Source organism: Rahnella sp. CJA17(1/100) (assembly GCF_963881615.1).
Taxonomy (GTDB): Bacteria; Pseudomonadota; Gammaproteobacteria; order Enterobacterales; family Enterobacteriaceae; genus Rahnella; species Rahnella aceris.
On sequence record NZ_CAWOJA010000003.1, the window covers coordinates 60134 to 82915 of the forward strand.

Here is a 22782-nt window from a genome sequence, read left to right on the forward strand (position 1 = left end):
CGACATGATTTCATGCATTTTTCCTCATCCCCGCAGTGAGCATTTTTCCAGCATAGGGTTTATACATAGATATCGCGATCACACTTTTTCTCACGGAAGCATTCCGTCCCCTCAGACTGAAAAGAGACTGCCCTATGTCGAAGATCACGTTCAAGCAGGATGTTTTTTTGGCGGCGCTCACCCGCCAGTGGCAAGCGTTCGGACTCACTTCAGCTTCAGATATGACCCGGCACCAGTGGTGGCATGCGGTCAGCGCCGCCGTTGCGGAACAAATTCCCCCGCAAAACGAGCCGGTCAGCAGTAAAAGCAAAAAAATCACCCGCCACGTTAACTATATCTCGATGGAGTTTCTGGTCGGGCGTCTCACCGGTAACAACCTGATTAATCTCGGCTGGTACGAAAAAATTGCCGCTGCGCTGGAACAGTTTGATATCAACCTGACCGACCTGCTGGAAGAAGAAATTGATCCGGCGCTGGGCAATGGCGGGCTGGGACGGCTGGCGGCCTGTTATCTCGATGCGATGGCTTCCGTCGGGCAGCCCGGCATCGGTTACGGCCTGAATTATCAGTACGGTTTATTCCGCCAGCGTTTTGTTGACGGCAAACAGAAAGAGTCGCCGGACGACTGGCACCGCAGCGAATATCCGTGGTTCCGCCACAACAGTTCGCTGGCGGTCAGCGTCGGTATTGGCGGTAAAATCGTGAAAAATGAGCAGGGCGTTTCACGCTGGGAGCCGGAATTTACCCTGCGTGGCGAAGCCTGGGATTTACCGGTAATGGGTTACCGCAACGGTATCACGCAACCGCTGCGCTTATGGGAAGCCACGCATCCGCACCCGTTTGATCTCGAAAAGTTTAATGACGGCGAGTTTCTGAAAGCGGAACAACAGGGCATCGACGCCGCTAAACTCACCAAAGTGTTATACCCGAATGACAACCATCAGGCCGGTAAACGCCTGCGCCTGATGCAGCAGTATTTCCAGTGCGCCTGCTCGGTGGCCGATATCCTGCGGCGTCACCATTTTCTCGGCCGCAAAATCAGCGAACTGCCGGATTATGAAGTCATCCAGCTTAACGATACGCACCCGACCATCGCCATTCCTGAAATGCTGCGCGTGCTGCTCGACGAGCATCAGCTGAGCTGGGATGACGCGTGGCACATCACCAGCCGCACCTTCGCGTACACCAACCACACGTTAATGCCGGAAGCGCTGGAAACCTGGGACGAGCGACTGGTGCGCAGCCTGTTGCCGCGTCATTTCCAGATCATTAAACAAATCAACGCCAACTTTAAGAAACAGGTCAGCAAAGAATGGCCGGGTGATGAGGCCGTCTGGGCGAAACTTGCCGTGCATCACGACAAACAGGTGCGTATGGCGAACCTCTGCGTGGTCGCGGGTTTTGCGGTGAACGGCGTAGCGGCGCTGCATTCGGATCTGGTGGTCAAAGATCTGTTCCCGGAGTATCACCAGTTGTGGCCGGAAAAATTCCATAACGTGACTAACGGCATCACGCCGCGCCGCTGGCTTAAACAATGTAATCCGGCGCTGTCGGCACTGATTGATGAACGGCTGAAAACCGACAGTTGGGTCAATAATCTGGACCTGCTGAAAGGTCTGGAAGACGGCGTTAAAGACAAAAAATTCTGCAAACAGTACCGCAAAATCAAGCACGATAACAAAGTGCGGCTGGCGGAATACGTCTGGCAGCGCATGGGGATCCGGCTTAATCCTGACGCGATTTTCGATGTACAGATTAAACGCCTGCATGAATACAAACGTCAGCATCTCAATCTGCTGCATATTCTTTCCCTGTACCGCCAGATCCGCGATAACCCGAAACTCGACATCGTGCCGCGTGTTTTCCTGTTCGGCGCCAAAGCCGCGCCCGGTTATTACCTCGCCAAAAATATTATCTATGCGATCAATCAGGTGGCGGAGAAGATCAACAACGATCCGATCGTCGCCGATCGTCTCAAAGTGGTGTTCATTCCCGATTATTGTGTTTCGGTGGCAGAACTGATGATCCCGGCGGCGGATGTGTCGGAGCAGATTTCCACCGCCGGGAAAGAGGCTTCCGGTACCGGCAATATGAAACTGGCGCTGAACGGTGCACTGACCGTCGGCACGCTGGATGGTGCCAACGTCGAAATTGCCGAACAAGTCGGCGAGGACAACATCTTTATCTTTGGACTGACCGTCGATGAGGTCAAAGCGCAGCTGAAAAAAGGCTACAAGCCGAAAGCGCTGGTGAAAAAGGACAAACATCTCAAAGCCATTCTCGACGAACTGGCCAGCGGTTTTTATGCCAGTGGTGACAAAAAGGCCTTCGATCTGATGCTCAACAGTCTGCTCGACGGCGGTGATCCGTATCTGGTGCTGGCGGATTTTGCCACCTATTGCGAGGCGCAAAAACAGGTCGATGCGCTTTACCGTAATGCCGATGAATGGACCCGCCGTACCTTGCTCAACACGGCCCGTGTAGGCATGTTCAGCGCAGACCGTTCCATCCGCGATTATCAGCAGCGCATCTGGCAGGCCAAACGATAGGAGCCGACATGGAGGACAAGCAACTCGCTGAGGCCGCGCGCCGGGCAGGCATTGTAGACAGTTTCATTAATATGACGGATGACGTGGAAACGGTGTCAGATGACACGCGCGTCGCCTTGCTGGCGGCGATGGGGCGTGATCCGGCTGACGTGCCGGAAATCACGCCCGTGCCGCCGGTCAAAGTGTTTACACAAGGCAAAAAAGTGTGGCTCACGCCGGAAGGCAGTGGCGCATTTCAATGGCAACTGACGCAGGAAAATGGCAGCCAGACGCAGGGCGAAATCCTGACAGGCAACGTGTTGAACCTCGGGGCTGCGCTGCCTGCTGGCTATCACCAGTTGACGTTATCGCAAAATGATAACGTCTGGCCTTGCCGGATCATCGTCGCGCCGCCGCGCTGTTATGAGCCTGAGGCATTGCTGGCAGGGGAAAAACTGTGGGGTGCGACGGTTCAGCTTTATACGCTGCGCTCGGAAAATAACTGGGGCGCAGGCGACTTCGGTGACCTGAAAAAAATGGTCGAAGAAGTTGGAAAACGCGGCGGGGCGTTCGTCGGGCTGAATCCGATACACGCGCTCTATCCGGCGAATCCGCAAAGTGCCAGCCCTTACAGTCCGTCGTCCCGCCGCTGGCTGAATCTGACCTACATTGATGTGAATGCCGTGGAGGAGTTTACCGCCAGTCGCGAGGCGCAAGACTGGTGGCATTCCACAGAGACGCGCGAGGCGTTACTGCAGGCGCGCAGCACGGAGTTTGTCGATTATCCGCTGGTGATGGCGTTGAAATCGGCGGCGCTCAAACTGGCCTGGCCGCTGTTTTGCGAGTTGCCGGAAGACAGCCCGCGTAAGCAGGATTTTCGCCGTTTCGTCGCACTTGGTGGCGACAGCCTGCGACAGCAGGCGTTGTTCGACGCACTGCATACGCATCTGCGCGATCTGGATTTAGGCCAGTGGGGCTGGCCGGTATGGCCGGAAGTCTATCGTGATGCGAAAAGTGCACAAGTGCGGGAATTCAGCGAGCGTTACGCCGGTGAAATTGAATTTTATCAGTGGCAGCAATGGCTGGCGCAGATGCAGTTTTCCGCATGTTATCAGCGCAGTGTTGAGCTGAAGATGCCGATCGGCGTGTATCGTGATCTGGCGGTCGGCGTAGCGCAAGGCGGCGCGGAAACCTGGTCCGATCCGGCGCTGTATTGCCTGAATGCCACCATCGGTGCGCCGCCAGATATTCTCGGCCCGCAGGGACAAAACTGGGGGCTTCCGCCCATTGATCCACACGAAATGAAAGCCCGTGCCTATCAGCCGTTCATAGATTTGCTGCGTGCAAACATGGCGGAATGCGGTGCACTGCGTATCGATCACGTCATGGGGTTGCTGCGTTTGTGGTGGATACCCGCCGAACAGGACGCGGGCAGCGGCGCGTATGTCCGTTATCCGCTGGAGGATTTACTCGGTGTGCTGGCTTTGGAAAGTCAGCGGCATCAGTGCATGGTGATTGGTGAAGACCTCGGTACCGTGCCGAAAGAAATCCTCGCCAGCCTGCGTGACAGCGGGGTGTATTCCTACAAAGTGTTGTATTTCGAGCACGATAAACACTTCCTTTACCGGCCGCCGGAAGATTATGTTTCACAAGCGATGGCAACGGTCACCACCCATGATTTACCGACGTTGCGGGGCTACTGGGAAGGGGGCGATTTAACGCTAGGTGCGTCGCTGGGTGTTTATCCTGATCCGCAGGTGCTGGAAAAACTGCGCGGGGAACGTGAACGTAGCAAGCAGGGGCTTCTTAATGCGCTGCATCTGACACAGTGTGTGCCGAAATCGATCAGCCGCAGTGCTGAAAACATGCCGATGACGCCGCTGCTGAACCTGGGTTTGCAACGTTATCTGGCGGGCAGTGCCAGCGCGTTGCTGGGTTTGCAACCGGAAGACTGGCTGGATATGGATTTGCCGGTGAATGTGCCGGGCACCAATACCGAATACCCCAACTGGCGGCGCAAACTGACGCGAACCCTGGAGGATATGTTTGCTGATGAGCATATTGATGCGCTGCTCAGTGATTTAAACCAGCGCAGGCAGGCATAAAAAAAGCACCCAACGGAAGGGTGCTTTTTATGTTCTGGCTGATCAGCAGGTGATCAGTAGAAGGAGTGCTCGCCGCGCTGGTGTTCAGTCAGGTCGCGAACGCCTTTCAGCTCAGGGAAGTTTTGCAGCAGTTCTTTCTCGATGCCGTCTTTCAGGGTGACATCAATCATCGAACAGCCGTTGCAACCGCCGCCGAATTGCAGGATAGCGATGCCGTCGTCGGTGATTTCCATCAGGGAAACACGACCACCGTGGCTGGCTAACTGCGGGTTAATCTGCGACTGCAACTGATATTCAACACGTTCCATCAGCGGCGCATCGTCAGAGACTTTACGCATTTTGGCGTTCGGAGCCTTCAGCGTGAGCTGGGAACCGAGCTGATCGGTGACGAAGTCGATCACGGCGTCTTGCAGATAAGGCGCGCTTAATTCATCAATGAAAGCAGACAGTTTCTCGAACTTGAGTTCGGTATCCGTCGCTTCTACGGCGTCAGGTGGGCAATAGGAGACACCGCATTCTGCGGTTGGCGTACCGGGATTGATCACGAATACGCGGATTTGGGTGCCTTCTTCCTGGCTTGCCAGCAATTTGGCAAAGTGCTCTTGGGCAGCATCGGTAATAAGGATCATAACATTCGCTCAATAGTTGACTACTCTAGTTGGTTATAATACGCCCTTTGTTTTTACCCGTCACCCTTCACGTTGCCAGTGTGTTAGCAGCACGTGCTTACGCCTGTAAAGTCCGGCAAATACAGGCAATTTGCAGCGAAGCAACGCCCTGATTACGCAGAATCTTGCTGATTTCCCTGACAGTACTGCCGGTGGTGACCACATCATCGAGCAACATCACGTGCTTATCGCGCAGGCTGGCATGGCATGTGAAGGCTTTGCGCAAATTCCACTTTCTCTCGTGCTCGGTCAGACTTTGCTGCGGCGGCGTGCGCCGGTTGCGGCTCAGGGCATCGGGCAGATATTGGCAATGCAGCCAGCGTGCCAGCGGCTTCGCGAGCAATTCACTCTGATTATACCCGCGCGAGAAATAGCGCTTCTGATGCAGCGGCACGCTGAGAAGCACGTCGGGTCTGGGCAGATTGCTCATCCGGTAGCGTTCCTGCCAGCGCAGAAAAAGTAAACGGGCAAGTGTGGTGTCGAGTTCCGGTTGCCTGGAGAATTTGAACCGCAAAACCAGCCCGCTCACCGGCATTTCATAAGGGCTGGCGAAGATCATCGCATCCCACGGTGGGGGTTTTAACAGACAACGTCCGCAATCGGCATGGCCCCCGGAAGAGGGCAATCCGCAGCGCAGGCAGCAGGGCGGTGCGACCGGCAGATGTTTCATGCACAAACTGCAAATGCCCTGAACCGGGAGATGCAGCGGACACTGGCATAGCCAACAGCGGCTGGCAATTGTTAGCATAGCGGCGGGTTCCTTTTGCCAATCAGACAGACACGGACAATACGCTATGAATACGCTTTACCGGGAGACTATCGGCGAAGGAGATCGCCATCTTGTGCTGCTTCACGGATGGGGGCTGAATGCCGAAGTGTGGCGTTACACGGCAGAGCGACTTGCGCCGCAATTTTGTCTGCATCTGATTGATCTGCCGGGCTATGGCCGCAGTGAGGGTTTCGGGGCGATGACGCTGGAAGAGATGGCGGAAACCGTGCTTGCCGCAATGCCGGAGAAAAGCGCATTACTTGGCTGGTCGCTGGGCGGCCTGGTGGCCAGCCAGATAGCCCTGAGTGCGCCGCAGCGCGTGGAAAAACTGATTACCGTGGCATCATCGCCCTGTTTTGCCGCTCATGAAAACTGGCCGGGGATCCGCCCGGACGTATTGCAGGGTTTTCAGCATCAGTTAAGTGAAGATTTCCAGCGCACGGTTGAGCGTTTTCTGGCGCTGCAGACGCTGGGCAGCGACAGCGCCCGTCAGGATGCGCGGCTGCTTAAATCGATCGTTCTGAATCTGCCGATGCCGCCGGTTGCCGTGCTCAATGGCGGGCTGGAGATTTTACGCAACGTGGATTTGCGCCAGCCGGTGACGCAACTGACCTTGCCAGTCCTGCGTATTTACGGTGCGCTCGACGGGCTGGTACCGAGAAAAATGGTGCCGCTGATGGATGCGATTCTGCCCGATTCCTGTTCGGAAGTCGTTGAAAAGGCTGCACATGCGCCGTTTATCTCCCACCCTGATAGGTTTTGTGAACTTGTCGAGCGTTTCCTGATTGCAGACTGCAAGCCAATGTAAATATTTTTTTCAATTTTCTGGCTAATTCTCAAGGGTGACTAATACTTAAGCCGATGATGACGGGGTGAAAGGTGGGCGTAAGTTGTTACGCGAGCCTGTTTGCGTCTCTGGGGAGTTTACTGGCGTTTAACCATGAAGGTCATGCCAGCGCAGATACACCCGCTGTTCATATCCTGACTGCTTTCTTTGAGAACTATTCATCCAATTTAGAGGTTATGTCATGAAATCAAACAAAATTATCGTTGCGGCAATTCTGACAGGGTTATTCTCACTCAACGCGATGGCGGCAGAGATGATCTCGAAAGAAGAAGCCAAAGATAAGGGTTACACCAGTCTGGGCGTGGTCACGACCAGCAATGAATACACTGCGCCAATGGATGCGAAAGAAGAACTGTCCAAACTGGCTGATGAGAAGGGCGGCAAATACTATGTGGTGATTGCGGCTCAGGAGAAGAAGAAAATCACCGCAACGGCTGAAGTCTTCAAATAATCGCTTTTATGCCGCTCTGAACCCCGGGATGCCTTTGTGCATCCCTTTTTTATTCCCGTTTTCTGTGCGCTCCTTCTCTTTCTTTGTTCTGTATCAATTTGTTTTTAAAGAAATACGTCAGACCGTTACTCTCAGCGTAACGAAGTGTCCGGACGCTTAATTGATGCAATATTCTTCGCTGTTTACACTTAGCAGGCTATCAAAACAGGTCAAATGTGATGCAACCGCCACTTGACTGAACTTCCCAATGCCTCTTGTTTCATCACGCCGGGAAAGATTCAGCAAGCTCAACCCAGGGAGGTTTGGCATGCCGCAACATCCGCAGACCACGAAAGTGTGGGACACCCGCCGCAATGAAAAACAACGGCGTATCGACAGTGTCCGTTCCGTGGCAGAGGGTAAAGTTTTACCCACAGATAAAATTATCCCCATCCTCGAAACGCTGATTGCCTCCGGCGACCGCGTGGTGATGGAGGGTAACAACCAAAAACAAGCTGACTTCCTTTCCCGATCACTGGCGAAAGTGAATCCTGAAAAGCTGCATGATTTACATATGATCATGCCGAGCGTCAGCCGCGCTGAACATCTGGATCTCTTTGAACGTGGCATCGCCCGTAAGCTCGATTTTGCGTTCTCCGGTCCGCAAAGCCTGCGTATCGCGCAGTTGCTGGAAGACGGTCAGATGGAAATCGGTGCGATCCACACCTATATCGAACTGTATTCCCGCCTTTACGTCGATCTGGTGCCGAACATCGCACTGATCGCCGGTTTCAAAGCTGACCGCAAAGGCAATCTGTATACCGGCGCAAGCACCGAAGACACCCCGGCGCTGGTCGAAGCCGCAGCCTTCAAAAACGGTATCGTGATTGCGCAGGTCAACGAACTGGTTGAAGAAGACACTGATCTGCCGCGCGTCGATATTCCGGGCGACTGGATCGATTTCGTGGTCGTCGCCGACAAGCCATTCTTCATCGAACCGCTGTTCACCCGTGACCCGCGCCTGATCAAACCGGTTCACGTGCTGATGGCCATGATGGCCATTAAAGGCATCTACGCCAAACACAACGTGCAGTCGCTCAACCACGGTATCGGTTTTAACACCGCCGCTATCGAACTGCTGCTGCCCACTTACGGCGAACAGCTCGGCCTGCGCGGCAAAATCTGTAAACACTGGACACTGAACCCGCATCCGACGCTGATCCCGGCGATTGAAAGCGGCTGGGTGGAAACCGTTCACTGCTTCGGCGGCGAAATGGGGATGGAAGAATATATCCGCGCCCGTCCTGACGTGTTCTTCACCGGCTCCGACGGTTCTATGCGCTCCAACCGCGCGTTCTGCCAGATGGCAGGTCAGTACGCGGTAGACATGTTCATCGGTTCGACCTTGCAGGTTGACGGGCTGGCGAACTCGTCAACCGTGACCCGTGGTCGTCTGGCCGGTTTCGGTGGCGCGCCTAACATGGGTCATGATCCGCACGGTCGCCGTCACTCCACGCCAGCCTGGCTCGACATGATTGAAGAGCCGGACCCGATGGCTCGCGGTAAAAAACTGGTCGTACAGATGGTGGAAACTTTCCAGGCCGGTGGCAAACCGACATTCGTTGAGAAACTCGAAGCCGTTGATGTGGGTAAAGAATCCGGTATGCCGCTGGCGCCGGTGATGATTTACGGCGACGACGTGACCCACGTGCTGACCGAAGAAGGTATCGCCTATCTTTACCGCGCCCGTTCTCTCGAAGAACGCCGTGCGATGGTGGCGGCAGTTGCCGGTATCACTGACATCGGTCTGGGCGTTGACGCCAAACGCGTCGCCGACCTGCGCCGTCAGGAACTGGTGGTCTTCCCGGAAGATATGGGCATCCGCCGCACCGACGCCACCCGTTCATTACTGGCGGCAGGCAGCGTGAGCGAGCTGGTTGACTGGTCCGGCGGCTTGTATAACCCGCCAGCCAAATTCCGTAGCTGGTGATCACTATGCCGCAGACTTTAACGACTGGCGCTCTGCTCACAGCGGAAGAACTGGCCGAAAGGCTGGCAGAAACGGCGACGCAGGCGCTGATCGACGAAGCGCGGCTTAGCCCGAAACCGGGGCTGGTAGACAGCCGGAGTGCCGGTGCCCATCAGGATTTAAGTTTAGATCTGATGGTGCGTTCGGCGCGCAGCCTGACGTCCACGTTCTATTTGCTGGCTTTACACAGCTGGCAGCGCCCGGCGGATATCGCCCTGCGTCAGGAAGTGGGCCGTTTAGGTCGTGCTGGCGAAGCGCAGATGATGGCGGAAACCGGCGGCGTGAATACTCACCGGGGCGCTATCTGGGCGATGGGGTTGCTGGTCAGCGCCGTTGCCATGCAACCGGAACGTTTGCTGCCGCAAAGTATTGCGCAGCGTGCCGCGAAAATTGCAGCGTTACCCGATGCTTTCAGCCCGAAAAAATTCAGTAAAGGTTCGCACGCCGTGCAGCGTTATCAGGTGCCGGGTGCACGCGAAGAGGCGCAAAGCGGTTTCCCGCACATTATCGGTTGTGCACTGCCGCAGCTTCATCACAGCCGGGCACACGGCGCCAGCGAAAGCGAAGCGCAGGTCGATGCCTTACTGGCGGTGATGTCCACACTGGCCGACACCTGCGTGCTGTCACGCGGTGGCTTACCGGCGCTGGAAGCCATGCATCAGGGCGCGCAGGCCGTGCTGGAAGCCGGTGGCACCAGCACGATGGCGGGCAAACAACGGTTGCGCCATCTCGAACACCGGATGCTGGCGGACAACACATCGCCCGGCGGTGCCGCTGATTTACTGGCTGCGACGCTGTTTCTTGACCGCGTCAGCGTGGTCTGAACCGGATACGCATTAACTAACATCAGTACAAAGAGGTGTTATGGAACGTTTTGAATTTAACTACCCGGCGGCAAAACCGCTGGCAGGCCGTGCCGAAGCAGGCGTGGTAGGTTCCGGCGATTTAGAAGCGCTGTATGAACCAAAAACAGTCAATGAACTGAACATTATCGTCACCACCTCGGTCGACGGCAGCCATACCTTATGGCAGAACTTTTTTAACCGTCTGAGCGCGCTGCGTGAATTACCGGCAGGCCGTCTGGACATCAATGATTTTGGCGCCACACCCGGGGTTGCCCGTCTGCGTATCGAACAGGTCTTTGAGGAGGCAGAAAATGCCAACTGATACTGATCAGAGCTTTATCGAACTGAGCGCCCGTCAGCGCGCCCGCAAACTGCTGGACGACGGCACTTTCCGCGAACTGCTCGGGCCGTTCGAACGCATTATGTCTCCGTGGCTGGAACCGCAGGGCATCGTGCCGCAGGCCGATGACGGCATGGTCGTCGCCAAAGGTCAGATTAACGGCCAGCCCGCCGTGGTTGTGGCGATTGAAGGCAGCTTCCAGGGTGGCAGCATGGGCGAAGTGTCCGGTGCCAAAATGGCCGCTGCGCTGGAACTGGCTGCAGAAGATAACCGTAACGGCATCCCGACGCAGGCCGTTCTGCTGCTGGAAACCGGCGGTGTGCGTTTGCAGGAAGCCAATCTTGGTCTTGCCGCGATCGCTGACATTCACGCCGCCATTGTGGATTTACGCCGCTATACGCCGGTGATCGGCGTCGTTGCCGGTACTGTTGGTTGCTTTGGCGGGATGTCGATTGCCGCCGCACTGTGCAGCTATCTGATTGTCACCCGCGAAGCCCGTCTGGGACTGAACGGTCCGCAGGTTATCGAACAGGAAGCCGGTATCGATGAATACGATTCCCGCGACCGTCCGTTTATCTGGAGCATGACCGGTGGCGAAGTGCGCTATCACAGCGGGTTTGTTGATGCGCTGGTAAAAGATTCCCTGAATGAAGTGAAAGACAGCGTGCTGGCCTTTATTAAAGCGAGCGTACCTGCGACACATCGTTCTGATAATTATGATTATTACCTGCCAAAACTGACCGGTTTTGACACCGCGCAGCAGGCCAGCCGTGAAGTGACGGAAACCCTGTTTAACCGGGAGGAGCGCGCATGAGCAACATCAATAACAACGCCGTGAGCCGGGGTGATTACTGGTTCGCTGAACTGACCAAAGATGCCACACCGGTAACCGGTCTTTGCCCTTCCGTGAAAGCGGCTGATGGCAAAATGAATGACCAGCCGGTACGTTTCATCGCCGTGGTGCCGGACAAAAATAACCAGTATCCGCGTGCAGCGGGCGGCGAAGTCGGTTTGCTCGAAGGCTGGAATCTGGCAAAAGTCGTTAACGACGTGATTGACGCCGACGCTGATGCCAGCACCAAACGCGCCATCGTGGCGGTCATCGACGTACCAAGTCAGGCTTATGGTCGCCGCGAAGAAGCATTCGGTATCCATCAGGCGCTGGCCGGTGCCGCAGGCGCTTACGCCAAAGCGCGTCTGGCCGGGCATCCGGTGGTCGGGCTGATTGTCGGTAAAGCGATGTCCGGTGCGTTTCTGGCGCACGGTTATCAGGCTAACAAACTGATCGCCTTCAAAAACAACGGCGTGATGATCCACGCGATGGGTAAAGAATCTGCCGCACGTATCACCTTACGTTCTGTGGATGCGCTGGAAAAACTGGCTGCCACCATTCCGCCGATGGCTTACGACATCGAAAACTACGCCACGCTGGGCCTGCTGTCGCAATTACTCGACATCGCTGACCCGGACAAGGCCACACCCGACGACATCAGCAACGTGCAAAACGTTGTCTGGCAAAACATCCAGGACGCACGCAAAGAAGGCGTTAGCCTCAGCAACCGTCTGGGTGCAGAAAACCGCGCAAGTTCCCAGCGCGTTCGCCAGCAGATGCGCCAGGAATGGTAATTCGTTAACAACTTTCAGTCTCAACCGGTAACGCACCTGCAAACAGCGTGACGCAGCCGCATTGCGGGTTCCCGCCCTGACATACCGTCCGGGCGAGGGCCTGCTGTTGTCTGCAACTGGACTGTCATACTAAAAAAACCATCGCACCGGCGCCGACTGAGCAATCATTTTTTGCCTCAGGAAAAACGCTATGACTTACGTAATATTGCACGCGCTTGCCCCTATTTTCGTCATCATGATCCTCGGTTTTTACGCCGGGAAAGCGAAAATGGTGGATAACCAGAATGTCTCTTTACTGAATATTTTCGTGATGGATTTTGCTTTACCTGCTGCGCTGTTTGCAGCCACCGTACAAACCCCGTGGGCGGGCATTGTGGAACAATCACCGCTGATTCTGGTGCTGGTTCTGGCGATGTGGATCACTTATGCGGCGATTTACTTTATTTGCACCAAAGTCTTCAAAAAATCCGCGCAGGACGCGGCGGTGCTGACGCTGACTGTCGCACTGCCAAACTATGCGGCACTGGGTTTGCCTATTCTGGGCAGCGTGCTGGGGGATGCGCCGTCAACGTCACTTTCCGTCGCGGTCTCTATCGCCTGCGGTTCCGTGCTGATGACACCATTCTGTCTGCTGATCCTTGAACGTGAAAAAGCGCGTCTCAGTGGTGAAAATCAGGGATCTTCCCTGGCATTGCTGCCGGTTCTGATGTGGCGTTCAGTGAAAAAACCGATCGTCTGGGCACCGTTGCTGGGTGTGATCCTGTCAGCGATTGGCATTAAAATGCCGGAAATTTTCCTGGCTTCGATCAAGCCGCTGGGGTTGTCAGCGACCGCATCTGCGCTGTTCCTGACCGGTGTGATCCTGTCAGCCCGTAAACTGAAAATTAACGGTCCGGTGTTGTTGTCTTGTGTGGCGAAAAACCTGATCCAGCCGTTCATCGCCTGGGGTCTGGTTCTGGCATTTGGCCTCAGCGGTCAGGTTGCTGTGACCGCAATCCTGATGATTGCGCTGTCTGCCGGTTTCTTCGGTATCGTGTTCGGTAACCGTTTCGGTGTGCAGTCCCCGGATGCAGAAGCATCACTGCTGATCAGTTCCGTATTGTGTATCGTGACCTTGCCGCTGTTTATCTCACTGACCGCTGCATTGCATTGATTTAAGAAGGATTGAATATGTGTGACCCGCGTGCCCATGATTTTGTCTGGATAAGCGACCGTTCAGCGCTGCAAAGCGACACAACCTTACCCGAATGGGTAAACACCGGCTGGCGCACTGCGCTGCCGCTGGTGGTGCGTCGCGATAAGCGTGCTGACGGTGCGGTTCCGGTGGGTATTCGCGGGCTGACCCGTATTCAGCGAGCCGCCGCCTGGATTGACCCGGCGGCGGTGGAGCGGGTTGTCACACCGGAATCACTGGTCAGCGACGTGAATGCATTACTGCATTCGCCGTTTGTGTCACAGCAACCGGTGCAGGCGCTGATTACGTTATGCAGTCTGCAACTGCCTTTCGCGTGGGGCGTGACGGGCAGTTGTGCCTACGCGCTGGTCAGTGACCTGCCGGTGATGCATGCCGACAGCGATCTCGATTTACTGGTCCGTTGCGACACGCCGCTGGATCCTTCTCAGTTTTCCGATTTTTACGACCAGCTTCAGCGGCTTCCCTGCCGCGCCGATGTTCAGATCAATACGCCGCAGGGGGGATTTGCCCTCAGCGAATGGCTGCGTGGCGGTGACATCATGCTGAAAACGGCGTCCGGCCCGTTGCTGGTGCGCGACCCGTGGCAATCGCAGGCAGGCTAAGGCCCGCAAAAAGAAGCAAGGAGCACGATGAAAATCTTATTTACCTTCCCCGGGCAAGGGCCGCAGGTGCCGCAAATGCTGCATCGCCTGCCGGATAACCCGCTCACGCATTCCCTCATTGAACAGGCCAGCCTCGCGCTGGATGAAGACGTTCTGCTGCTCGACAGCGCCGATGCTCTGCGTTCCACCCGCGCGGTACAACTGTGTTTACTGATTGCCGGTGTGGTCTGGGCAAAACAATGTCAGGCCGAAGGAATCGAAGCCGATTTTTGCAGCGGGCTGTCGATTGGCGCGTTTCCGGCGGCGGTGATTGCCGGTGCGCTCGACTATTGCGATGCTGTACGTCTGGTCGCACTGCGCGGTGAACTGATGCAACAGGCTTATCCGCAGGGCTTTGGCCTCTCGGCGATCACCGGCCTGCGTCAGATGCAGGTTGAAGATCTGGTGGCGCAGGTCAACAGCGCGGAATCACCGGTATATCTGGCGAATATTAACGCGGAAGATCAACTGGTAATTGCCGGCAGCGATGCCGCGATGGCGCAGGTGATGCAACTCGCTAAAGCGCAGGGCGCACAGAAAACCCATCAGCTGGCGGTCAGTGTGCCGTCACACTGTGCGCTGCTTGATCAGCCTGCGGCAAAACTGGTGGAGGCGTTTAAACAGATTCATATTTCCCGCCCGATCAGCGGTTATCTCAGCGGAACAACCGGGCGTGTGTACTGGCAACCGGAAAAAATCGCTGACGACCTGGCGATGAACATGGCCCGTACTGTCAACTGGCGTGACGCCATGGTTGCCGCGTATCAGCGCGATGTACGACTGGCAATTGAAATGCCGCCGGGCGCGGTGCTGAGCGGCCTGACACGCCGCGCGATGGAGCAGGGCGAAGCGCTGTCGTTATGCCAGTCGGGTATGCAGGTTGCGCGACGTCTCGCAACACGGTTACGGGAAAACGAACGCTGATTAAAGGCGTGATAGGTTGGTGATGCTACGGAATAAAAGCCTTTCCTGAGTGAAAGGTTTTTTGTTTTTATCGGACCGTTTATACAGGGAGGTCACCGCCATGCCAGTGATACTACGCTTTAAAAATTACCGTTTTTTCTTCTATTCCAATGAAGGAAATCCTCTTGAACCGCATCATATTCATGTAAGATCTGGTCAGAAAGAAGCCAAACTATGGCTTTCACCTGTTGCCCTATGTCGCCAGACAGGTTCTTCTGCCAAAGAGATCAGGGAAATTATAACGTTAACTAACGTTTATCAGACACTATTTCAAGGAGCATGGAATGAATATTTCGCCTAAAAGTGTTCGTTTTGATGAAAGTACAATGTGGGTGACTCTTGAAGATGGCCAGATCCTGACAGTGCCGCTGGCGCAATTTCCTGTTCTGCTGAACGCAACACCCGCACAGCGTCAGGATTGCGAAACCAGTGCTTATGGTTTGCATTGGGATGCTCTGGATGAAGATATTTCCATTGAGGGCTTAATCGTGGGAAAGCCGATCGCTAAACCGGCGACCCATACGAATGCGTCAGCGCTTTCTGCTCGCTAGCGCATACATCCGGCTTTCAGCGGCGAGGGCGAGCAGATTCGGGTCGTGCTCGCGGCTGTGTGGAAAGACCAGCGAAATGGTCTGGCGCATCTGGTAGGCTTCGGCCAGTGGCAGTAATTTCACCGTATTCTCATACACGCCTTTCATCCTGCCGGGAATCAGTGTGTAACCGACACCCGCCTGCACCAGACTCAGCATCGAGAAAATATCATTCACCCGCGTCACGATATCCGGTTCGAAACCGGCGACCTGAAAGGCTTCCTGAAAGCCGTGATAGGTGGCGAACCCTTCGGCCAGCGACACGAATTTCTTCTGTTTGTAATCGCGTAAATCCGCTGTGCCTTCTGAAATCAGTTCTGCGCTGGCCGGTGCGGCGAGGAAGATATCGTCCTGAAACAGCGGCAACTGATCGTAACGCTGGGCATCGACATTGGAATCACTGGTCGAAATCAGGATGGCATCCAGCTGACCGTCTTCCAGCTTGTGCAGTAAATCATTGTTGGACCCCATCACCAGTTCCAGTTCAAGCTCCGGACGGCGCAGTTTCAGCCCCATGATCAGGCGCGGAATGGTTTCCAGCGTCAGCGAATATAACGTGCCGACTTTCAGCCGCTTATCGCCAAAACCGGCGGCGCGCCGGGTCGCCAGGATACCGTGTTCCATTTGCTCGATGACCTGCGTCGCGTGCTCCAGCAGCGCTTCAGCCGCAGGCAGCGGCAGCAGATTGCGGCCACGATGGATAAACAGCGGGCAACGTAAGCCTTCTTCCAGTGAATGCAGGGCGCGATGCACGCTGACGCTGCTCAGACCGAGTTGTTCAGCAGTACGCGTGATGTTTTGCTTTTCCATATAAGCGAGGAAGATTTCGAGTTTACGGAAGGTGATTTCACTGTCGATCATGCAGGCTCCTGCGGGCGTAAACGAGGAGTGATGATAGCCGCGACGCGGCTATCAGGAAAGGCTTTGAATCAGTGTCGGGTGAGCTGATAGCTCACCGTGAGGCATTTCTTGCCGTCGGCGCAGCTTTTACAACTGCCGCTCAGACAACTGTCATCAGCTTCGACCACTTCTGCTTTGCGCATGGCGACCAGCCGTTCAAGCATCGCCTGCACCAGCGGTTGTGGTGCATTAAGCTGATGGCTGAGCTGGCGGGCATCTGCCCGCCCGGCCAGTGCGAGACTGTCGCGAACCTGAATCAGACTGGTCATCTCATCTCCTAGTGGCAATCGCTGCCGGTAGCGGGTTTACAACAGGCCGCCACATTGCGCGGTTGCAGATGAACGCTGACCCGGCTGCGGGCTTTGCGCAGGGCGGTTAAGACGAGGGCATTGAAAATCAGGACGATCAGGATAATGCCCGCGCTGTGTGCCGGATGCGTGCTGAACGTTGCCGCCTGATAGAACAGGGTTGCCAGTGAGTACGCCACGTTTAGCCCCCAGAAGATCGAGAACGTCATCCAGCTACGGCTGGTTTCACGGGCAATCGCCCCCATCACCGAGACGCAAGGCACGTAAAGCAATACAAAGATCAGGTAGCTGTAAGCCGAAATCGCCGAACCAAATTTGGTGCTCATGACGCCCATTGAGCTGACGCCCATTTCGCCGTCGCCTTTGCTGGCTTCGATCGGGTTCGACAGCACGCTGATGCTGAAGGTATCTTTCAGACCCTGCCAGGTTTCTTTCACCGCGCCGCCCAGTTCATCGAACAGGTTGAAGCTGGCCGCATCGAAGGCTTCATTGGTGATGTGTTCGGCGGTATATAGCGTGTTCAGCGTACCGACCACCACCTCTTTTGCCATCGCACCGGTGACCAGACCCACGGTCGCCTGCCAGTTGTCAGGATGTACGCCCATCGGCGAGAGCACCGGTGTCAGCACTTTACTGACTGACGCCAGCGCCGAGTCATTGATGTTATCCACCGCCTTGCCGCTGAACGAGAAACTGTTCAGTGCGCCGATGAAAATACTGGCAATCACGATTACCTTACCGGCGCGCAGTACGAAACCTTTCAGACGTTGCCATGTTTGCAGCAGCAGGCTTTTCAGGTGCGGTACGTGATACACCGGCAGTTCCATCACAAACGGCGAGGCTTCGCCGCGCATGATGGTGTATTTCAGCAGCAGTCCGGTCAGGATAGCGACCACGATGCCCAACAGATACAGCGAGAACACCACGGATGCGCCGTCCTGCCCGAAAAAGGCCGCAGAGAACACCGCAAAAATCGCCAGACGTGCGCCGCATGACATGAACGGCGCCATCATCACGGTGATCAGCCTTTCACGCGGCGCATCCAGCGTGCGGGCACCCATAATAGACGGCACGTTACAGCCGAAACCGACAATCAGTGGCACGAAGGATTTACCCGGCAGGCCGAGCGACTGCATCAGCCTGTCCATGACGAACGCGGCACGCGCCATATAACCGGAGTCTTCAAGGAACGACAGGAACAGATACATCATGCCGATTTGTGGCACCAGCGGCAGCACGGTATTGATACCGCCACCCAGCCCCTGTGCCAGAAAAATGGTCAGCCATTGCGGGAAATGCAGGGTAAAGCCAATCCACTGCATGCCCTGAATGAAAATCGCAGCGGAGCCGATATCGAAAATCGGCTGCAACGCACCACCGATGTTGATGGCCAGCACGAACATCAGATACATCACCAGCAGGAAAATCGGTACGCCCAGAAAGCGGTTGAGGATCACGCGATCGAGCACCTGCGTCAGTTTATTCGGCGCCGTAAGGTGGGAGTTGCTGATCTCTGCGCAAAGCGCCGCGATGCTCTGATAACGCGCATCGGCGATCAGCAGTGCCGGATCGTCCAGTTTCTGCTCAGCCAGCCGGGCTTTCACCTGCGGCAATAATGCCTGTGCGTTGCCTGCGTGCGTCTGGCTATAAATATCCCCTTCAAGAATTTGCAGTGCCAGCCAGCGGCGTTGTTGCAGCGCCATGGCTGGCGGCATTTCGGCGGCCAGGACATCGACTTCCTGTTGTAAAACCGGATGATATTGCACACGTTCCAGCACAGCCACTTGTGGCAATTCGTCGATGGCGGCTTTCAGTTCTTTGATGCCGCTGGCACGGGTAGAAACCAGCGCCACCACCGGGCAACCCAGACGAGCAGACAGCGCAGGGATATCAATATTGATGTTCTGTATTTTGGCGATATCCAGCATGTTCAGCGCCACGATGCATGGCACGCCCAGTTCCAGCAGTTGCAGTGTCAGGTATAAATTGCGCTCGAGGTTTGAGGCATCGACGACGTTGATCATCAGATCCGCGTCGCCACTCAGAATGTAATGGCAGGCAATTTGTTCATCGAGCGAAGTTTGCTCGGAAATGGTGGTCAGGGAATAGGTACCCGGTAAATCCACCAGCGTAATCTGGTGCGCTGCGGTGGCAAACTGACCTTCTTTGCGCTCGACGGTCACGCCAGCCCAGTTACCGACACGCTGGCGTGAACCGGTTAACTGATTGAAAAGCGTGGTCTTACCTGAGTTTGGGTTACCAATCAGGCCGATCGTTAATGGTTTCATTCGATAAAATCTACGTGTCAGAAAAGGTAAACATGCAAGCCCGGGGCCGCCGCGAAAAATGAACTGTCAAAGGCCTGATGTTGGGATCAGGCCATCATCTCGAGCTGGAGGAGATCGAGGTCTTTTCTGCGGACGACGAGGCTGGTACGGCGGGTTTCGATTTGTACCGGATCACCCATCGGCGCAACGCGGATAATGTTGAAAAATGACCCCGGTAACATCCCGAGTGACAACAGTTTCTGCCGGTAAGCCGGGCTGATTTCGTGTGAAAAGCCGGTAATTTTATAAGCACGTTTTGATTGAAGTTGCATAGTTCCTCGCGAAGCATTCAGGCATTTTGGGGGCAGCGTGACAAAGGTTACGCCGCGCTTCCGTGCCCGGTGATCTCACTTAACTGCGAAATATTGCTCAGAAATTGTCCATGGTGCGAAATTGTCAGCCTGTGGCTGACGGCGTATTGAATACGCAAAGAAGTACAAACGAGAATAGTTATCATAATTAGTACGCGTGTGGAGACAAAAGAAAAGAGGGGGTGCCTCTTCACGGGAATCTCCACCGCGTCGCTATCGTATGCCTGCCGGATGGCCGATTTATTGATTTACCTCAGTGATTGATTCATTAAGACAGAGTTTAAAAAGTGTCGAAAAAAGATACATAAAAAAAGCCGCTGGATATCAGCGGCTTTGGTGTGGCGGGGAAAAACGAAGAATTAACGTTTTTTGCCGAGCGCGGCGGCCAGAGCATCGGCCATCGCGTTATTGCCTGCTGGCGCGGCATTGTGGCCCGACGGTTTGTTTGGCGCGTGGCGTTTCTGATTGTCTCGTGAATCTGACGCTGGCGCGGAAGAACGGCGCGCGGGTGCTTCGCCCGGTTGCTCGTCCAGTCGCATGGTCAGCGCGATACGTTTGCGTTGCAGATCGACTTCCATCACTTTGACTTTGACGATGTCGCCCGCTTTCACCACCGTGTGGGGATCTTCGACGAATTTGTTCGCCAGTGACGAGATGTGAACCAGGCCGTCCTGATGGACACCAATATCGACGAACGCACCAAAGTTGGTGACGTTAGTGACAGAGCCTTCGAGGATCATGCCCGGCATCAGGTCGTTCATGGTTTCCACGCCCTCGGCAAAGGTCGCGGTTTTAAACTCTGGACGCGGATCGTGCCCCGGTTTTTCCAGCTCTTTGATAATGTCGGTGACCGTCGGCACACCGAACTGCTCATCGGTGAATTCGCTGGCTTTCAGGCCGCGCAGCACATTGGAATCGCCCATCAGTTCTTTCAGCGCCAGCTGTGTTGCCGCCAGAATGCGTTCCACTACCGGATAGGTTTCCGGGTGAACTGTCGAGGCATCAAGCGGGTTGTCGCCGTGGTTGATACGCAGGAAGCCCGCGCATTGCTCAAAGGCTTTTGGCCCCAGACGGCTGACTTTCAGCAACTGTTCGCGGTTACGGAACTGACCGTTTTCGTCGCGCCAGTTAACGATATTCTGCGCCATCATGCGTGTCAGACCGGCCACGCGGGTCAGCAGGGGAACGGATGCAGTATTGAGATCGACACCCACGGCGTTCACACAGTCTTCGACCACGGTATCGAGTTTTTTCGCCAGCTGAGACTGGCTGACGTCGTGCTGATACTGACCAACACCGATGGATTTCGGGTCGATTTTCACCAGTTCAGCCAGCGGATCTTGCAGACGTCGCGCAATGGAAACAGCACCACGAATCGAAACGTCCAGATCCGGGAATTCCAGCGCCGCCAGTTCGGAGGCGGAATACACCGATGCACCGGCTTCACTGACAATCACTTTCTGCGCTTTTACCGCCGGGAACTGTTTTTGCAGCTCAAGGAAGAAACGCTCGGTCTCGCGGGACGCGGTGCCATTACCGATCGCCACCAGTTCGACATTATGTTTGATGCACAGCGCGGCAACCTGTTGTGCGGCTTTTGCAGCCTGACCGGTATGGGGATAAACGGTATCGATATCCACCAGTTTGCCGGTGTTATCCACAACGGCGACTTTTACACCGGTACGTAAACCCGGATCCAGACCCATAGTGGCGCGCATACCGGCGGGGGCGGCCATCAGCAAATCGTGCATGTTGCGGGCAAAAACGTTGATCGCTTCATCTTCGGCGCGTTCGCGCACGGTGCCCATCAGCTCGGTTTCGAGGTGCAGCAGCACTTTGATACGCCATGTCCAGTTGACCACGGCACGACGCCAGACGTCAGCAGGCGCGTTGTTCAGGCGCAGGCCCAGATGGTCGATGATCAGTTGTTCGGCATAGCTTTCTTTTGGCGGCTCGTCATGCTGCGGATCGGCATTCAGCGCCAGTTGTAAGATACCTTCGTTGCGGCCGCGGAACATCGCCAGCGCGCGGTGCGAAGGCACCTGAGAAATCGGTTCGTGATGGTCGAAATAGTCGCGGAATTTCGCGCCTTCCTGCTCTTTACCTTCCACCATACGGGACGTCAGATGGGCGTTTTTCCACAGGTAATCGCGGACTTTCGCCAGCAGCGCGGCATCTTCAGCGAAACGCTCCATCAGAATGTAACGTGCGCCATCAAGGGCAGCTTTGGTGTCGGCCACGCCTTTATCGGCATCAATGAATTTTGCGGCAGCAGCGTCCGGCTCGTTTTGCGGATCGTTCCACAGCAATTCGGCCAGCGGCTCCAGACCGGCTTCGATAGCGATTTGTCCGCGGGTGCGGCGCTTGGGTTTGAACGGCAGGTAAAGGTCTTCCAGCTCGGTTTTGCTCAGCGTGGTATTAATGGCTTTTGCCAGGTCGTCGCTGAGTTTGCCCTGTTCCTCGATAGATTTGAGGATGGTCTGGCGGCGGTCTTCCAGCTCCCGCAGATAACCCAGACGGGTGTCCAACTGACGCAGTTGGGTATCGTCCAACCCACCGGTGACTTCCTTACGATACCGCGCAATAAACGGCACGGTATTACCTTCATCCAGCAGACGCACCACGGAAGCAACCTGCTCCGGGCGAACCTGCAATTCACTTGCGATAATGCGGCTCAGTTGATCATTCATAGGTCTGATATCAGTTTTTTTCGTTTAAAAAGCAGGGCACAGTTATACGGTTTGAAGACATAAAATGCCAGTCATCAGGCTGTCCGCCTGCGTGTTTTGAGAGTTAGCTGATCATTTCCCGTAGTCAATCTCATTGACGTACCAGGTCGCGTCGCCAACCGGCGTGGTGACCACCAGACTGTCGCCGACTTCTTTTTTCAACAGCGCGCGCGCCATCGGCGAGTCGATAGAAATGTAGTCTTTACGGCCAAAAATTTCGTCATATCCGACAATGCGGAAACGCTTGATGTCGCCGTCGTCATTTTCGACTTCCACCCAGGCACCAAAGAACACTTTGCCGTCCTGTTGCGGTGAATAATCGACGATGCGCAACTGTTCCATGCATTTGGTCAGATAGCGGATGCGGCGGTCGATTTCACGCAGCCGTTTCTTATTGTACTGGTAATCGGCATTTTCACTGCGGTCGCCCAGGCTTGCAGCCCAGGTGACCTTTTTGGTCACTTCGGGGCGTTCATCGCGCCACAGGAAATCCAGTTCAGTTTTGAGCTTGTCGTAGCCTTCACGGGTAATCAGTTTCGTCTTCATGTCACCTGTCGCTTTGCGCAAAATCCTCGCGCTATTGTTTCACACAATCGTGTCGCTGGCAGCGCAGAAATCAGCCGGAAATCCC

At 55.4% G+C, this 22782-nt stretch carries 22 protein-coding genes; 14 read left to right on the forward strand and 8 right to left on the reverse strand.

Going from position 1 to position 22782, the window contains the following annotated elements; genetic code table 11:
- Positions 1 to 134: 134 nt before the first annotated feature.
- Positions 135 to 2549, forward strand: coding sequence for a maltodextrin phosphorylase (gene malP, locus AACU55_RS01995; RefSeq protein WP_037033703.1), 2415 nt, complete (start codon positions 135 to 137; stop codon positions 2547 to 2549).
- An 8-nt stretch (positions 2550 to 2557) separates the two neighbouring features.
- Complete coding sequence (malQ, locus tag AACU55_RS02000; RefSeq protein ID WP_037033701.1) at positions 2558 to 4633, forward strand: 4-alpha-glucanotransferase; 2076 nt, start codon at positions 2558 to 2560, stop codon at positions 4631 to 4633.
- A 53-nt stretch (positions 4634 to 4686) separates the two neighbouring features.
- Here the strand turns inward: malQ and nfuA are convergent, their stop codons facing one another.
- Together nfuA and gntX are read right to left on the reverse strand one after the other, a co-directional pair.
- Complete coding sequence (nfuA, locus tag AACU55_RS02005; protein ID WP_013573573.1) at positions 4687 to 5262, reverse strand: Fe-S biogenesis protein NfuA; 576 nt, start codon at positions 5260 to 5262, stop codon at positions 4687 to 4689.
- A 97-nt stretch (positions 5263 to 5359) separates the two neighbouring features.
- Complete coding sequence (gene gntX / locus AACU55_RS02010; protein WP_013573574.1) at positions 5360 to 6049, reverse strand: DNA utilization protein GntX; 690 nt, start codon at positions 6047 to 6049, stop codon at positions 5360 to 5362.
- 46 nt (positions 6050 to 6095) lie between these two features.
- On the opposite strand from gntX, the gene bioH reads away from it, so the two are divergent.
- The 12 genes from bioH (at position 6096) to AACU55_RS02070 (ending at position 15537) form a co-directional block, all read left to right on the forward strand.
- Entirely contained in the window at positions 6096 to 6878 is a 783-nt protein-coding gene (bioH, locus tag AACU55_RS02015) for a pimeloyl-ACP methyl ester esterase BioH (RefSeq protein WP_013573575.1), read from the forward strand.
- Positions 6879 to 7098: 220 nt separating this feature from the next.
- Positions 7099 to 7368 carry a YdgH/BhsA/McbA-like domain containing protein gene (locus tag AACU55_RS02020; RefSeq protein WP_014333504.1) on the forward strand — a complete coding sequence of 90 codons (270 nt, stop codon included), beginning with the start codon at positions 7099 to 7101 and terminating at the stop codon, positions 7366 to 7368.
- 307 nt (positions 7369 to 7675) lie between these two features.
- Positions 7676 to 9337, forward strand: a complete 1662-nt coding sequence (gene mdcA, locus AACU55_RS02025) for a malonate decarboxylase subunit alpha (protein WP_013573577.1) — start codon at positions 7676 to 7678, stop codon at positions 9335 to 9337.
- 5 nt (positions 9338 to 9342) lie between these two features.
- The gene (locus AACU55_RS02030) at positions 9343 to 10200 is read left to right on the forward strand and encodes a triphosphoribosyl-dephospho-CoA synthase (protein WP_134706561.1); all 858 of its coding nucleotides are present in this window, start codon (positions 9343 to 9345) and stop codon (positions 10198 to 10200) included.
- Positions 10201 to 10240: 40 nt separating this feature from the next.
- A complete protein-coding gene (locus AACU55_RS02035; RefSeq protein ID WP_013573579.1) occupies positions 10241 to 10543 on the forward strand; it encodes a malonate decarboxylase subunit delta in 303 nt (100 codons plus the stop codon).
- Positions 10533 to 11375 (forward strand): biotin-independent malonate decarboxylase subunit beta, encoded by an 843-nt coding sequence (locus AACU55_RS02040; RefSeq protein ID WP_134706562.1) that lies wholly within the window; start codon positions 10533 to 10535, stop codon positions 11373 to 11375. The genes AACU55_RS02035 and AACU55_RS02040 overlap by 11 nt, the downstream gene beginning before the upstream one ends.
- A complete protein-coding gene (mdcE, locus tag AACU55_RS02045) occupies positions 11372 to 12187 on the forward strand; it encodes a biotin-independent malonate decarboxylase subunit gamma (protein ID WP_134706563.1) in 816 nt (271 codons plus the stop codon). The genes AACU55_RS02040 and mdcE overlap by 4 nt, the downstream gene beginning before the upstream one ends.
- A 190-nt stretch (positions 12188 to 12377) precedes the next feature.
- Positions 12378 to 13340 (forward strand): AEC family transporter, encoded by a 963-nt coding sequence (locus AACU55_RS02050; RefSeq protein WP_013573582.1) that lies wholly within the window; start codon positions 12378 to 12380, stop codon positions 13338 to 13340.
- 17 nt (positions 13341 to 13357) lie between these two features.
- Positions 13358 to 13984: a malonate decarboxylase holo-ACP synthase gene (locus tag AACU55_RS02055; protein WP_134706564.1), complete on the forward strand. Its 627-nt coding sequence runs from the start codon at positions 13358 to 13360 to the stop codon at positions 13982 to 13984.
- A 27-nt stretch (positions 13985 to 14011) separates the two neighbouring features.
- The gene (mdcH, locus tag AACU55_RS02060) at positions 14012 to 14947 is read left to right on the forward strand and encodes a malonate decarboxylase subunit epsilon (protein ID WP_134706565.1); all 936 of its coding nucleotides are present in this window, start codon (positions 14012 to 14014) and stop codon (positions 14945 to 14947) included.
- A 100-nt stretch (positions 14948 to 15047) separates the two neighbouring features.
- Positions 15048 to 15287: a DUF4160 domain-containing protein gene (locus AACU55_RS02065; RefSeq protein WP_013573585.1), complete on the forward strand. Its 240-nt coding sequence runs from the start codon at positions 15048 to 15050 to the stop codon at positions 15285 to 15287.
- Positions 15271 to 15537, forward strand: coding sequence for a DUF2442 domain-containing protein (locus AACU55_RS02070; RefSeq protein WP_013573586.1), 267 nt, complete (start codon positions 15271 to 15273; stop codon positions 15535 to 15537). Before AACU55_RS02065 ends, AACU55_RS02070 begins: the two co-directional genes overlap by 17 nt.
- Here AACU55_RS02070 and AACU55_RS02075 read toward each other — a convergent pair.
- The 6 genes from AACU55_RS02075 to greB all read right to left on the reverse strand — a co-directional run bounded on the left by AACU55_RS02075 (position 15517) and on the right by greB (position 22697).
- A complete protein-coding gene (locus AACU55_RS02075; protein ID WP_013573587.1) occupies positions 15517 to 16437 on the reverse strand; it encodes a LysR family transcriptional regulator in 921 nt (306 codons plus the stop codon). The genes AACU55_RS02070 and AACU55_RS02075 overlap by 21 nt on opposite strands.
- Before the next feature lie 68 nt (positions 16438 to 16505).
- The gene (locus AACU55_RS02080; protein ID WP_013573588.1) at positions 16506 to 16745 is read right to left on the reverse strand and encodes a FeoC-like transcriptional regulator; all 240 of its coding nucleotides are present in this window, start codon (positions 16743 to 16745) and stop codon (positions 16506 to 16508) included.
- Between the two features lie 8 nt (positions 16746 to 16753).
- Positions 16754 to 19072 carry a Fe(2+) transporter permease subunit FeoB gene (gene feoB, locus AACU55_RS02085; RefSeq protein WP_134706566.1) on the reverse strand — a complete coding sequence of 773 codons (2319 nt, stop codon included), beginning with the start codon at positions 19070 to 19072 and terminating at the stop codon, positions 16754 to 16756.
- An 86-nt stretch (positions 19073 to 19158) separates the two neighbouring features.
- Positions 19159 to 19383, reverse strand: a complete 225-nt coding sequence (feoA, locus tag AACU55_RS02090; protein ID WP_013573590.1) for a ferrous iron transporter A — start codon at positions 19381 to 19383, stop codon at positions 19159 to 19161.
- A 398-nt stretch (positions 19384 to 19781) separates the two neighbouring features.
- Positions 19782 to 22112 (reverse strand): Tex family protein, encoded by a 2331-nt coding sequence (locus AACU55_RS02095; protein WP_134706567.1) that lies wholly within the window; start codon positions 22110 to 22112, stop codon positions 19782 to 19784.
- Positions 22113 to 22223: 111 nt separating this feature from the next.
- Positions 22224 to 22697 (reverse strand): transcription elongation factor GreB, encoded by a 474-nt coding sequence (gene greB, locus AACU55_RS02100; protein WP_013573592.1) that lies wholly within the window; start codon positions 22695 to 22697, stop codon positions 22224 to 22226.
- Between the last annotated feature and the right edge of the window lie 85 nt (positions 22698 to 22782).